Origin of the sequence: Erwinia sp. MMLR14_017 (assembly GCF_033657285.1) — a bacterium.
GTDB lineage: Bacteria > Pseudomonadota > Gammaproteobacteria > Enterobacterales > Enterobacteriaceae > Erwinia.
In genome coordinates this window covers 59,920-73,027 of record NZ_JAWVWP010000015.1, presented here as the reverse complement: position 1 = coordinate 73,027, position 13,108 = coordinate 59,920, and the positions used below count along the sequence as shown (strand labels likewise).

The following is a 13,108-nucleotide window of genomic DNA, read 5'->3' as shown; positions in this document are numbered from 1 at the left end:
AAAAAAGGCCGCTTATGCGGCCTTTTTCATATGAAGTGAACCATGAATTTGCTCTCAGAACATATTCACCGTGCCCGACGGCACCAGCGGCGCTGGCTCACTCTCCTGGCGCTTTTCGCCTTGCTGATGCTTATCCTGAGCCTGTGCGCGGGCGATCGCTGGCTGATGCCTGCAGAGTGGCTGACGCCTGAAGGTTCACTCTATGTCGGGCAATTGCGCCTGCCCAGAACCGTTGCGGTATTGCTGGTGGGAGCCTCTCTTGCGGTGGCTGGTGCGGTAATGCAGGCTTTATTTGAGAATCCGCTCGCTGAACCCGGCTTGTTGGGCGTCTCCAATGGCGCTGGGGTCGGGCTGGTGCTCACCATTTTTGCTGGTGCGGGTGGGCTGTGGCAAAGCAGTCTGAGCGCGATTATCGGGGCGCTGGCGGTGACGCTGATCCTGCTGCGCTTTGCCCGGCATCATCTCTCTAACAGCCGCCTGCTGCTGGCTGGGGTAGCGCTGGGGATTATCTGTAGCGCGGTGATGACCTGGGCTGTCTATTTCAGCTCAAACCTGGATTTACGGCAGCTGATATACTGGATGCTGGGCGGTTTCAGCGGTGTTGACTGGCGCTATCGCTGGCTGATGGTGGCCCTGGTGCCGGTACTCGGCTGGCTCTGCTCCCTCTGGCGCGTGCTGAATCTGATTGCCCTGGGAGAAGTTTCGGCAAGGCAACTGGGTTTATCGCTGCTTTTGTGGCGCAATATGCTGGTGCTGGCCATTGGCTGGCTGACTGGCGTCAGCGTGGCCTTAGCGGGTGCCATCGGTTTTGTCGGGCTGGTTATTCCGCATATCCTGCGCCTTAACGGCATCAGCGATCATCGTAGCCTGTTACCTGCCTGTGCGCTGGCGGGAGGCGCGGTGTTACTGGCAGCCGACATTGTGGCAAGGATAGCTCTCTCTTCGGCAGAATTACCTATTGGTGTGGTTACCGCCACGATAGGAGCACCGGTTTTTATCTGGCTACTGGTACGTAACCGACCCTAACAGGCGCACACTATTTCTCACTCTACTAAACAGGAAAAGAGCAATGAGCATTTTTGATACTCAACTGGAAACGCTGGAAGGTGAGCAGACTTCCCTGGCCGCATGGCAGGGGAAAGTGTTGTTGGTGGTAAACGTGGCATCAAAATGTGGTCTGACGCCGCAGTATGAGCAACTGGAGGCGTTACAGAATGAATGGAAGGACCAGGGCTTTTCCGTGCTGGGTTTCCCCTGTAACGCTTTCCTGGGTCAGGAACCGGGCAGTGCTGAGGAGATCAAAACGTTTTGCAGCACCACCTACGGCGTGACCTTCCCGATGTTCAGTAAAATTGAGGTTAACGGCCCGGAGCGCCATCCGCTTTATGCCCAGCTGGTGGCTGCGCAGCCGGAAGCTACCGCGCCAGAGAACAGCGGCTTCCTTGAGCGCATGAGCAGTAAAGGTCGCGCACCCAAAGAGAAGGGCGATATCCTGTGGAATTTTGAAAAATTCCTGATTGGTCGTGATGGCGCAGTCCTGCAGCGTTTTTCTCCCGATATGGAACCGAACGATCCCGTGATCCTTGCCGCTCTGAAAGAGGCGCTGGCAAAATAGATGTTACTGCAGTGTGAGGGCGTTGCTGTCAGGCAGCGCCTTGCGCCGTTCAGCAGCGAAGTTGAGGCCGGTGCGCTGATTCATATAGTGGGACCGAATGGCGCGGGTAAAAGTACGTTACTGGCCACGCTGGCCGGTCTGCTGCCCGCTGAAGGAACCCTTCGCCTGGCAGGGAGACCTTTAAACCAGTGGTCGGCGGCGGCACTGGCTCGCATCCGCGCCTGGCTGCCGCAGCAGCAAATGCCCGTTGGGCATATGCCAGTGTGGCACTATCTACACCTGCATCACGCGGGCGATGCAGGTGAAACCACGCTGGAGACGTTGTGTGCCGTTTTTCAGTTAACCGATAAACTGGCCACGCCAGTGAATCAGCTCTCCGGCGGAGAGTGGCAGCGTGTGCGTCTGGCAGCGGTGTTCTGTCAGATAGCGCAGCCAGAGGGGCGGATATTACTGCTTGACGAGCCGCTTACTGGCCTGGATCTTGCGCAGCAGGCTGCGTTTGATCGTCACCTTGCTGCCTGCGTGGCGCAGGGTTTGACGGTCATTATGAGTGGTCACGATATTAACCACAGCCTTCACCATGCCAGGACGGTCTGGTTAATGAAAGAGGGGACGCTGGTTGAACAGGGTGAGGTGAAGAGCGTGTTGCAACCGGAGACCCTCAGTAAGCTCTTCGGCGTGCCTTTCCATAAATTGCATGCAGAAAATCACGAAATTCTTACCACATTCCTCTAAAATGCCCGACACAGGCCCGGTGCCAGACTTTCAGAATCAAAGGGATTTCTTATGCGCTACTGCTTTGTGCTGATCATTATTCTGTTGGCGGGATGTAGCAGCCATGCACCGCCACCCAACGGGCGGCTTTCTGATTCGATTACGGTTATTGCGCAACTGAATGAGCAGCTCAGCCAGTGGCGCGGTACGCCTTACCGCTATGGCGGCATGGGGCGGGGTGGCGTTGACTGCTCTGGCTTTGTTTATCTCACTTTCCGCGACCGTTTTGATCTGCAGCTTCCCCGTACCACCGCAGCGCAAACGGATATTGGCACGCGTATAGATAAAGATGAATTGTTACCCGGCGACCTGGTCTTTTTCAAAACCGGCAGAGGGGAGAATGGTCTTCATGTGGGGATTTACGACACCGACGATCAGTTTATTCATGCCTCAACCAGTCAGGGGGTGATCCGCTCTTCGTTAAATAATCAGTACTGGAAGAAAGCCTTCTGGCAGGCGAGGCGAATCTGATTCAACTATATTTAGTGTGCTAAGTATTCAGCTAGTGCACAATTCCCGATCGTTTGATTTAGGGGCTGATAATTAATAATCTTCAGCAAATTTTGCGTTAATTAAAAAAAATGCCCTTAAATCTCTTTTAAGGTCAGCTTTACGTCAAATTTTAGTAAAGCGCTATTGAAGTTAATGCAGGGCTAATGATTTTCGCTAAACAAATGGGTAAACTGATTAGCATCTTTCATGTCAATTGTGTGATAGTTTATCCCTTAACTAAAGGCCTTATCCTGTCAATCGCAAACATACTGCATCATCACTTTATCATGGTACTACTCAGGCCATTATCAGGTGAGACGGGGTGAGCGAATTGCTCCTTCATCATGGCTGAATAAAAATGAAAATCCATTTGGAAGCGGATTATAAGAGCTATACAGCATTCTGCCCGGTTTACCGTTTTGACGGACACCTGATAGCCGTCGAGCTGCTTACGCATTTTTCTCATACCACAGCCAATGTTGCCATGCCGCAGGAGATGCTGCTGCCTCAAATGGATAAAGAGCAGCGTATTCTTTTACTGCAGAGCCAAATTAAAAGCATTGAGAAGCATCACGACTTCTTTCGCCAGCAGGGCGTCAAGGTTACGCTTAAAATTGATGACGTTATCTCAGGCGCTATTCTGGAAAGTGAATTTCTTGCGCGTAAATTAGAGGCGCTGGAGTGGCTGGAGCTGGAAATTAATGAAAGTTTCCCCGATTTTAAATTGGGTAAAGATCATCCGCAGTTGGTGGCATTAAGCCAGCGATTTAACTTAAGCCTGGAAAACTACGGATCGGGTAAGGCGCCTTCCAAAGCTGTCTATGACGATCTCTTTTACCGCATCAAACTCGACAAAGGGTTTATCAAGCAGAATATTAACAAGCTCTCGTTTAAACCCTTTATCAGTACCGTACTGGATCATATTAAGCCGCATTGTCAGCAGGTTATCGTGCAGGGCGTGGACGATTTATCCGGCCTTGAAAAAATCAGCCATTATCAGTTTGATGGTATTCAAAGCACGCTGTTTTCGCCAGTGAGTGAAGAAGCCCTTACGTCATTGGTTGAGCCGCCTGAAGCGTTGCAGAGCCATCTCTGCCCCCAATAAAAACCCTGTAGTGTGTCTGTGTTAACCTCCGGCCCCCGGGTCTACACTAAGTGATATTCTGATAGCGGCTAACCCTTAGCCGTGACGGTACTTCGCAGGGGGACTTCATGCAGTTTAACAATACCTGGCATCATGAGCTGGAAGGTTTTTACACATCTCTTCAGCCCACTCCGTTAAAAAATCCGCGGTTGTTGTACCACAGTGCCTCCCTCGCCGACGATTTGGGTCTGGATGAAAGCTGGTTCACCCCAGAGAAAACGCCACTCTGGAGTGGAGCAACCCTGTTGCCTGGCATGCAGCCGCTGGCTCAGGTCTATAGCGGTCACCAGTTTGGCGTCTGGGCAGGACAGTTGGGAGACGGGCGGGGGATCCTGCTTGGCGAGCAAATGTTATCGGACGGGCGCAAAATGGACTGGCACCTTAAAGGGGCTGGGCTTACGCCCTATTCACGAATGGGCGATGGCCGCGCCGTTCTTCGCTCGTCGTTGCGTGAGTTCCTGGCTTCCGAAGCGATGCATCACCTGGGCATTCCCACTTCGCGTGCGTTAACCGTTGTAACCAGCGATGAGCCTGTTTACCGTGAAAGCACCGAGCGCGGCGCCATGCTGCTGCGCGTGGCGGAAAGCCATCTCCGCTTTGGTCATTTTGAACATTTTTTTTATGCTGGCGAGCAGGAAAAAGTTCGACAGCTGGCCGATTACGCCATCCGACATCACTGGTCACAGTGGCAGGATGAACCGGAACGCTACCTGTTATGGTTCAGTGACATTGTGCGGCGAACTGCAAGGCTGATTGCGCACTGGCAAAGTGTGGGGTTTGCCCATGGTGTGATGAACACCGATAACATGTCAATTCTTGGCCTGACGCTCGATTACGGCCCCTACGGTTTTCTGGATGATTATAAGCCGGACTTTATCTGCAATCATTCCGATTATCAGGGGCGCTACAGTTTTGAGAATCAACCCATGGTGGGGCTGTGGAATCTTAACCGTCTCGCTCACTCCCTTTCCGGCCTGATGACCACAGAGCAGCTTAAGCAGGCGCTGGCAGAATATGAACCTGAGCTGATGCGCTGCTGGGGTGAGCAGATGCGGGCGAAGCTGGGACTGGTCACGCAGAACAAACATGACAACGATATTCTGACCGGACTGCTCTCCCTGATGACTAAAGAGGGCAGCGACTATACCTGGACATTCCGTCAGCTTTCGCACATTGAACAGCAGCAATCCACCTCGCCGTTGCGTGATGAATTTATCGACCGTGAAGCTTTTGACAGCTGGTATAACATCTGGCGTCAGCGGCTGCTGGAGGAGGGGCGAAGCGATAGCGAGCGTCAACAGCAGATGAAACAGGCTAATCCGGCTATTGTGCTACGCAATTATCTTGCGCAGCAGGCGATTGAGCAGGCGGAGAAAGATGACATCAGCGTGCTCACCAGATTGCACCAGGCGCTGAGTCAGCCGTTTGCGGAGGCGCCAGAATTCGCTGATTTAATGCGTCGGCCGCCAGACTGGGGCAAAAAGATAGAGGTGAGCTGTTCAAGCTGAGCCAGCGTGGGGAAGAGGAGATCGCTCTCCGGGTCGACCCCTGCAAAGGATATCTGGCAGGATGGGCAGAGCCTTAAGCCTCTCTGTCCTGGTTAACCTGCCAGTAATCCATTTTGTTTTCTGCCTGTGGAAAGGGTGAAATGGTCAGGCTCCGGCGCGGTGAGTACGCAACGCAACTGACCAAAATTCATTTTTACATCTCGGACAATGCGGGCTTTGCTGCGCCTCAATACGCTGCGTCAGTCCGCAGTGATTACAGGCATAGACTCCCGTTACAGGCATGCGGCGGAAATCTTCGCGATGCGCTGGTGGCAGAACGGAGAGGCCGGGTCTGAGGTTATCGCGATCGAAAAAATAGATACTTATCTCACCATCAATTTCCAGGATGGCCAGACGCACCTGCCCGAGATGCTCAACGCCATTCTGACGAAGCTCCATAAAAAATTCGTTTTCAGAAATATTGTGCCTGTCCAGGCTTTCAAGTTCATACAGCCCGTCCTTAATCAGGGTCACAACATCACCTTCAATCCAGCGCGAAAAGCGGGGAATGCGCGCGGTCAGGAAAGTGGTGAACCGGTAGAGAAAAAGCAGCACAACAAAAACCATCAGTACCGGCAGTACGGGCACGTCATCATAGAAAGTTACGTCGCCCGACGCAGACCCAAGGGTAAGAATGATCACCAGCTCAAAGAGAGAAAGCTGACGTATCCCCCGGCGACCAGATATTTTCAGAAAGCTGAAGACAACGACATAGGCAATGACTACCCGGAAAGCAACCTCAACCAGAAATGTTGCCTGCTGGTCATTAAGAAGAAAACGATGCCAGTCAAATGAGAACATAGAGAGAACGGAAGCCTGATAATTAAACGTGAATTTATTATGACATAAGCTAATGGCATCACACAGGCTTGAGGGATAAGGTAAAAGCTGGAATGTGGCTTAGGGATCTCTCCTGTTCCGAATAACTCTTCCAGAGGAATTCATCCCGGAACAGGGGGCCTCTTACGAACGCCCCCGAACAACTTATCAGAATCGCGTATCTACCGCTTCTGCTAACTGAGCCAGAACCTCTTCGCTGTCGTCCCAACCCAGACAAGGGTCGGTGATTGACTGTCCGTAAACCAGCGGCTTGCCAGCTTCCACCTTCTGCGTACCTTCCTGTAAGAAGCTCTCAATCATTACGCCTGCAACAGCACGTGAGCCTTCGCGGATTTGCTGTGAAACAGAAGCCGAAACCTCTTTCTGGCGGCGATGCTGCTTCAGGCAGTTGCCATGACTGAAATCGATAACCAGCTGTTCCGGAAGTCTGAACTCACGCAGCCGCGTCGCTGCCGCTGCAATATCTTCAGCATGATAGTTAGGCTCTTTTCCGCCACGCATAATAATGTGGCCAGAGGGGTTACCGCTGGTCTGGTAAATCGTCATCTGCCCATATTTATCCGGAGAGAGGAACATATGGCTGGCTCTGGCAGCGCGGATAGCATCCACGGCAATCTGGATGTTGCCGTCTGTCCCGTTTTTGAACCCTACCGGGCAGGAGAGCGCAGAGGCCATTTCGCGATGGATTTGGCTTTCGGTGGTACGCGCACCAATAGCGCCCCAGCTGATGAGATCGGCAATAAACTGGCCCACGACCATATCCAGAAACTCGGTGGCAGTAGGCATGCCCAGCGCATTGATCTCCAGCAGAAGCTTGCGGGCAACTTCCAGACCGTGATTAACGCGGAAGCTGCCGTTGAGATCCGGATCGGAAATCAGCCCCTTCCAGCCCACCACGGTGCGGGGTTTTTCAAAGTAGGTTCGCATGACGATTTCAAGGCGTGAGTGATATTTTTCACGCAGAGTATTGAGCTTACGGGCATATTCCACGGCTGCTTCAGGATCGTGCAGCGAGCAGGGGCCAATCACAACCAGCAGGCGAGCGTCTTCGCCGGAAAGGATGCGGGCAATACGTTTGCGGGAATCGGTGACGTTGGTGGCGATAGCGGGGGTGATCGGCAGCCGTTTCGCCAGTTCATCAGGCGTAATCAGACTCTCGATGCGCGCGGTCCGCAGCTCATCAGTTTTGTTCATAACCATCTCTAAAATTGAGTTCTTCGCAGCGGCAGGAGTACCGGGAAGTGATGGCGATCACAATAAACCAACCAGCGATGAATTCAACCGCTAACGCCCGCGAATCGGGCGTAACGCGATAAATATCACTTTTTAATACATTCTGCGGGTCAGGCCCATGATATCGAGGATTTTTGTGGCGATCTCTTCCACCGAATAATTTGTACTGTTGAGATAACGGATTTGATTGGTGCGGAACAGGGCTTCGACTTCACCTACCTCAAGCCGGCACTGGCGCATAGAAGCATAGCGCGTATTCTCTGCCCGCTCCTGACGAATGGCAGCAAGGCGTTCAGGATCGATAGTCAGGCCAAACAGCTTGTTTTGAAAAGGCTTCAGCGCGGGCGGCAACTTAAGGTTGTCCATATCATCAGCAATAAAAGGATAGTTTGCGGCGCGGATGCCAAACTGCATAGCCAGATAGAGGCTGGTCGGGGTTTTGCCACAGCGCGATACGCCCAGTAAAATCACCTGCGCATCCTCCAGCCCGCGCAGCGAAATGCCGTCGTCGTGCGCCAGCGTATAATCTATCGCGGCTATACGGGCATCATATTTTCCCAGATTATTCGCGGTTAACCCATGCGTCCGGTTGGCGATGGGCGCCGGAGCAATCCCTAACTCCTGCTGCAGCGGTGCAACCAGAGACTGCACAATATCCTGGCAAAAACCGTCGCTCTGCAAAATGATTTCACGAATTTCAGGGGTGACAATAGAGATGAAAACCAGGGGCCGGACGCCGCTTTTCTGATGCAGCGCGTTGATTTGCGCTTTCACCGCCTGGGCGCGCTGGACGTTTTCAACAAAGGGCAGCGTCACGCTGTTAATCCCCACAGGAAACTGAGACAGCACCGCATGCCCCAGTACCTCTGCGGTGATCGCCGTGCCGTCAGAGATATAAAAAACACTTCGTTCGTTGTTCACGTCCATTTTCACTCCAGCTTTTGCGTTGCGGTCAGCCTAAATTAATCCACACCCGAAAAGCAAATAGTGATGTCACCAGCAAGATAAAATAAATAATTCATAAAATAATATTATGAACTTTTTATTTTTATAAACCCCACCGGAAGCGAGAAAAAGGGCTTTTATGAAATGATGTTTCTTTTTGTCATGCCTAAAAATAACTCTTAATAAAAAAAGCATTCTGATCAGGAATCATTATCTCTTGCGCAAACGGATTTTCCCGCTAAAAAAGAGTTTTTAAGGATATCTTTGAAATAAAAGGATTTATCTTATTTTCTCATTTGCGCAACTGCTCATTTACGGGCGGAGTTATCTTAAAATTACCCTTTTAATCCGCTTGAACGATTCAACAGTTTCTTTCTGACACAGGAATGTGGCAGGCTCAAAACGTACGACTCTGTCTCCATATTCTTAATTAAAACGTAAAAGGATTGCTTCAATGTCCAATAAAGGCGAAGTGCCGCTTGTGCTCTGGTATAACCAACTTGGCATGAACGATGTTGATCGGGTGGGGGGCAAAAATGCCTCTCTGGGTGAAATGATTACTAATTTGTCCTCGTTGGGCGTATCCGTGCCAAACGGCTTTGCGACGACCTCAGATGCATTTAATCAGTTCCTCGATCAAAGCGGCGTCAATCAGCGTATCTATGATTTGCTGGACAAGACCGATATTGATGATGTTGATGAGCTGGCGAAAGCAGGCAAACAAATACGCCAGTGGATTGTGGACACCCCCTTCCAGCCTGCACTGGAAGAGGCTATCCGTGAGGCTTATCAGCAGCTCTCTTCTGACGATGCTGAAGCCTCATTTGCTGTGCGCTCTTCGGCCACAGCTGAAGATATGCCGGATGCTTCCTTTGCGGGGCAGCAGGAAACCTTCCTTAACGTGCAGGGGTTTGATGCCGTGCTGATTGCGGTGAAGCATGTTTATGCTTCCCTGTTCAACGACCGCGCCATCTCCTACCGTGTGCATCAGGGGTATGATCACCGTGGCGTGGCGCTCTCGGCGGGTGTTCAGCGTATGGTGCGTTCCGATCTTGGCTCTGCTGGCGTCATGTTTACTATTGATACCGAATCGGGCTTTGATCAGGTGGTGTTTATCACCGCTGCGTTAGGGCTGGGTGAAATGGTGGTGCAGGGCGCGGTAAACCCGGATGAATTTTATGTCCACAAACCGACGCTGGCGGCAGGCCGTCCAGCTATTGTACGCCGTAACATGGGCTCTAAAAAAATCCGCATGGTTTATGCCGACTCGCAGGAGCATGGCGAGCAGGTGCGGATAGAAGATGTCCCGGAAGAAGAGCGCGACACTTTCTGTCTGACCAGTGAAGAAGTTGAAGCGCTGGCGGCACAAGCTGTACAGATTGAGAAACATTATCAGCGTCCGATGGACATTGAGTGGGCTAAAGATGGGCATACGGGCAAGCTGTTTATCGTGCAGGCCCGTCCAGAAACGGTACGTTCTAACGGCCAGGTAATGGAACGCTATACCCTGCAAGGTTCAGGCAAAGTGGTGGTCGAAGGGCGCGCCATCGGTCACCGTATCGGGGCTGGCGAAGTGAAGGTTATTCACGATATCAGCGAGATGAACCGTATCGAAAAGGGCGACGTGCTGGTTACGGATATGACCGACCCGGACTGGGAACCGATCATGAAAAAGGCCTCAGCGATTGTGACCAACCGTGGCGGGCGGACCTGTCATGCAGCGATCATCGCGCGTGAATTGGGCATTCCGGCTGTAGTAGGCTGTGGTAATGCCACTGACATCCTGAAGGATGGTCACAAAGTGACGGTTTCCTGCGCGGAAGGGGACACGGGCTACGTCTATAACGATCTGCTGGACTTTGAAGTGAAAAGTTCACAGGTGGATAAAATGCCTGAGCTGCCGCTGAAGATCATGATGAACGTAGGCAACCCGGACCGGGCTTTCGACTTTGCCTGTCTGCCGAATGAAGGTGTAGGGCTGGCGCGTCTGGAATTTATTATCAACCGTATGATTGGCGTACACCCAAAAGCGCTGTTGGAGTTTGACCAGCAAACGCCGGAGCTGCAAAAAGAGATCCGCGCGCTGATGAAAGGTTTTGACGATCCGGTTGAGTTCTATATTGCTCGCCTGACCGAGGGGATCGCCACGCTGGGTGCGGCATTCTCACCGAAGCGTGTAATCGTGCGCCTCTCTGACTTCAAAACAAATGAGTACGCCAATCTGGTCGGTGGCGAGCGTTACGAACCGGAAGAAGAGAACCCGATGTTAGGCTTCCGCGGCGCAGGTCGTTACGTGTCAGACATCTTCCGTGACTGCTTTGCGCTGGAGTGCGCGGCCGTGAAGCGCGTACGTAACGATATGGGGCTGACCAACGTGGAAATTATGGTGCCGTTCGTCCGTACCGTTGCGCAGGCCAAAGCGGTAGTGGAAGAGCTGGAACGCCAGGGACTTAAACGTGGTGAGAACGGTCTCAAGCTGATCATGATGTGCGAAATTCCCTCTAACGCGCTGTTGGCTGAACAGTTCCTGCAGTACTTTGACGGCTTCTCCATCGGTTCAAACGACATGACACAGTTAGCGCTTGGTCTTGATCGCGACTCCGGTGTGGTTTCTGAACTTTTTGACGAACGAAATGATGCCGTGAAAGCACTGCTTTCAATGGCTATTCGGGCGGCGAAAAAAGAAGGAAAATACGTGGGTATCTGCGGACAAGGTCCATCCGATCATGAAGACTTTGCAGCGTGGCTAATGGATGAGGGTATCGACAGCCTGTCACTTAACCCCGATACAGTAGTACAAACCTGGTTAAGTCTGGCAGAAATCCCGGCAAAATAGCCGCGTTCACTGTTATAACCGCAAAAAGGCCAGTTAATCTGGCCTTTTTGCTGTGCTGCAGGCAAAAAAAAAGCCCATCACATGGGATGGGCAAAGACTACACACAGCAATTCTTTTACTTTACTCAGGGGAAAAAGGTTGTTTAGAAATCAGCAGTTTGATCGTAAACATGTGACTCATACTATTCAGACGGGCGGGGCGAGTCATTAAGAATCCTCTTATTAGTTTAAAACCCATAACCTTTTGTGACAGAATTCCCGGACGCAGTGAGTTAAAACTGTACATAACGTAATCAATTGCGCTGCGTTACTGGCTAAAAGGCTAAAAAATGCGCATTTCTGGTAAAAAAACCTAATCAAAGGGTTTTAAGACGTGACGCACTATTTTTTTGCCAGGAGAGCGGCTAGATACGCCAGCCGCTGAGGAAAGGTTATTTTTCGAGGTGTTCTGCTTCAAATTCCGCCAATTCTTCCACCACCATAAGCGGATCTTCTTCTGGTGCTGGCGCTTCATGCACCCACACGGAAACCAGACGATAGGAGACGGCAAGCACCACAGGACCGATAAACAGCCCAATCATCCCAAAGGCTACCAGTCCACCAATGACGCCTGAGAGGATCAGGATCATCGGTAAATCGGCACCCATGCGGATAAGCATAGGGCGCAGCACATTGTCCAGCGTCCCCACAATACAGCTCCAGACCAGCAGCACCGTACCCCAGGTGGTATCACCGCTCCAGTAAAGCCAGATAATGGCGGGCACCAGCACCACCAGCGGACCCAGTTGCACCAGGCAGGAGAGGATCATCAGTACCGTCAGTACGGTGGCGTAAGGAATGCCGGAGACCGCCAGGCCAATGCCACCTAACACGCCCTGGACCAGCGCCGTTACCACCACACCCAGCGCCACCGCCCGAATGGCCTGACCGGCAAGCAGGACGGCGGCATCTCCCCGACGTGAAGCGAGCCTGAAGGCGAAATGACGGATGCCTTGCCCGACCTGCTCGCCTCGCCAGTAAAGCAGTACACTGAATAACAACATCAGGCCAAGATGCATCAGGAAGCGGCCAAAATGCCCGGCCTGAGCAAACAGGAACCCGCTGGTGCGGCCTATATAAGGCTGCACTGTCGTCATCAGGGCGCTGCCACCTCCCTGCACCAGATGGTGATAAGCGGTGTAGATTTTCCTGCCAGCCAGCGGAATGCTTTTCAGCCAGTGCATATCCGGCAGCAGAATATGTCCGGAGGAGGCCCAGGCAATCACCGGCCCGCTATTCTCAATCAGGCCGTTAACCAGCAGCGCTACGGGGATGATAAACAGCAGGATCAGCAGAACCGTCATGGCGATCACTGCCAGCGAGCGTCGGCCCCACAGTATTCCCTGAATTTTGATCATCAGAGGCCAGGTGGCAATCACCACCATACTGGCCCAGGCAAAGCCCAGCACAAAGGGCTGAACCACCCACAAACAGGCCACAATCATTATGATAATAAACATCAGGGAGAAGACGATCTGCTGCAAATCCCATCCTGTATGCGTGTTCTTCATGGTTGTTACGGTACCTTCAGTATGAAATCAGTGCGGGTAAATCCTGACAGACCCCTTGTCTGTACAGATATTCCTCCAGCTTTGCGTATTAAACGCGTTTTCACCAGAAACGCCACGCTAATCTTTTTACCCT

General features: G+C 52.1%; 11 protein-coding genes and 1 other RNA gene. 7 read left to right on the top strand and 5 right to left on the bottom strand.

Annotation, left to right across the window (positions count from 1 at the left end; genetic code table 11):
• The first annotated feature begins 42 nt into the window (after positions 1-42).
• From btuC to SD961_RS19900, 6 genes are all read left to right on the top strand, one after another.
• A complete protein-coding gene (gene btuC / locus SD961_RS19925; RefSeq protein WP_318792070.1) occupies positions 43-1,026 on the top strand; it encodes a vitamin B12 ABC transporter permease BtuC in 984 nt (327 codons plus the stop codon).
• Positions 1,027-1,069: 43 nt separating this feature from the next.
• Entirely contained in the window at positions 1,070-1,615 is a 546-nt protein-coding gene (locus SD961_RS19920; RefSeq protein WP_318792069.1) for a glutathione peroxidase, read from the top strand.
• Positions 1,616-2,350: a vitamin B12 ABC transporter ATP-binding protein BtuD gene (btuD, locus tag SD961_RS19915; RefSeq protein ID WP_318792068.1), complete on the top strand. Its 735-nt coding sequence runs from the start codon at positions 1,616-1,618 to the stop codon at positions 2,348-2,350.
• Positions 2,351-2,401: 51 nt separating this feature from the next.
• Positions 2,402-2,860, top strand: coding sequence for an NlpC/P60 family protein (locus SD961_RS19910; RefSeq protein ID WP_306212600.1), 459 nt, complete (start codon positions 2,402-2,404; stop codon positions 2,858-2,860).
• A gap of 379 nt (positions 2,861-3,239) precedes the next feature.
• Positions 3,240-3,986, top strand: a complete 747-nt coding sequence (locus tag SD961_RS19905) for an EAL domain-containing protein (RefSeq protein ID WP_318792067.1) — start codon at positions 3,240-3,242, stop codon at positions 3,984-3,986.
• A 107-nt stretch (positions 3,987-4,093) separates the two neighbouring features.
• Entirely contained in the window at positions 4,094-5,533 is a 1,440-nt protein-coding gene (locus SD961_RS19900) for a protein adenylyltransferase SelO (protein ID WP_318792066.1), read from the top strand.
• A gap of 144 nt (positions 5,534-5,677) precedes the next feature.
• Here SD961_RS19900 and SD961_RS19895 read toward each other — a convergent pair whose 3' ends face one another.
• From SD961_RS19895 to SD961_RS19885, 3 genes are all read right to left on the bottom strand, one after another.
• Entirely contained in the window at positions 5,678-6,373 is a 696-nt protein-coding gene (locus SD961_RS19895) for a DUF421 domain-containing protein (RefSeq protein WP_318792065.1), read from the bottom strand.
• A gap of 186 nt (positions 6,374-6,559) precedes the next feature.
• The gene (locus tag SD961_RS19890) at positions 6,560-7,606 is read right to left on the bottom strand and encodes a 3-deoxy-7-phosphoheptulonate synthase (RefSeq protein ID WP_318792064.1); all 1,047 of its coding nucleotides are present in this window, start codon (positions 7,604-7,606) and stop codon (positions 6,560-6,562) included.
• Positions 7,607-7,738: 132 nt separating this feature from the next.
• The gene (locus tag SD961_RS19885) at positions 7,739-8,572 is read right to left on the bottom strand and encodes a pyruvate, water dikinase regulatory protein (RefSeq protein WP_318792063.1); all 834 of its coding nucleotides are present in this window, start codon (positions 8,570-8,572) and stop codon (positions 7,739-7,741) included.
• A gap of 472 nt (positions 8,573-9,044) precedes the next feature.
• Between SD961_RS19885 and ppsA the strand changes: the two genes are divergently transcribed.
• Positions 9,045-11,426, top strand: coding sequence for a phosphoenolpyruvate synthase (gene ppsA / locus SD961_RS19880; protein WP_318792062.1), 2,382 nt, complete (start codon positions 9,045-9,047; stop codon positions 11,424-11,426).
• A 62-nt stretch (positions 11,427-11,488) separates the two neighbouring features.
• Here ppsA and rprA read toward each other — a convergent pair.
• Both rprA and ydiK read right to left on the bottom strand, forming a co-directional pair.
• Positions 11,489-11,599, bottom strand: an RNA gene (rprA, locus tag SD961_RS19875) — antisense sRNA RprA.
• Between the two features lie 257 nt (positions 11,600-11,856).
• Positions 11,857-12,975, bottom strand: coding sequence for an AI-2E family transporter YdiK (gene ydiK, locus SD961_RS19870; protein ID WP_318792061.1), 1,119 nt, complete (start codon positions 12,973-12,975; stop codon positions 11,857-11,859).
• Positions 12,976-13,108 lie beyond the last annotated feature (133 nt).

Coding starts and splice junctions, on each gene's coding strand:
- btuC (WP_318792070.1), top strand. CDS start 43: ATGAATTTGCTCTCAGAACATATTCACCGTGCCCGACGGCACCAGCGG.
- SD961_RS19920 (WP_318792069.1), top strand. CDS start 1,070: ATGAGCATTTTTGATACTCAACTGGAAACGCTGGAAGGTGAGCAGACT.
- btuD (WP_318792068.1), top strand. CDS start 1,616: ATGTTACTGCAGTGTGAGGGCGTTGCTGTCAGGCAGCGCCTTGCGCCG.
- SD961_RS19910 (WP_306212600.1), top strand. CDS start 2,402: ATGCGCTACTGCTTTGTGCTGATCATTATTCTGTTGGCGGGATGTAGC.
- SD961_RS19905 (WP_318792067.1), top strand. CDS start 3,240: ATGAAAATCCATTTGGAAGCGGATTATAAGAGCTATACAGCATTCTGC.
- SD961_RS19900 (WP_318792066.1), top strand. CDS start 4,094: ATGCAGTTTAACAATACCTGGCATCATGAGCTGGAAGGTTTTTACACA.
- SD961_RS19895 (WP_318792065.1), bottom strand. CDS start 6,373: ATGTTCTCATTTGACTGGCATCGTTTTCTTCTTAATGACCAGCAGGCA.
- SD961_RS19890 (WP_318792064.1), bottom strand. CDS start 7,606: ATGAACAAAACTGATGAGCTGCGGACCGCGCGCATCGAGAGTCTGATT.
- SD961_RS19885 (WP_318792063.1), bottom strand. CDS start 8,572: ATGGACGTGAACAACGAACGAAGTGTTTTTTATATCTCTGACGGCACG.
- ppsA (WP_318792062.1), top strand. CDS start 9,045: ATGTCCAATAAAGGCGAAGTGCCGCTTGTGCTCTGGTATAACCAACTT.
- ydiK (WP_318792061.1), bottom strand. CDS start 12,975: ATGAAGAACACGCATACAGGATGGGATTTGCAGCAGATCGTCTTCTCC.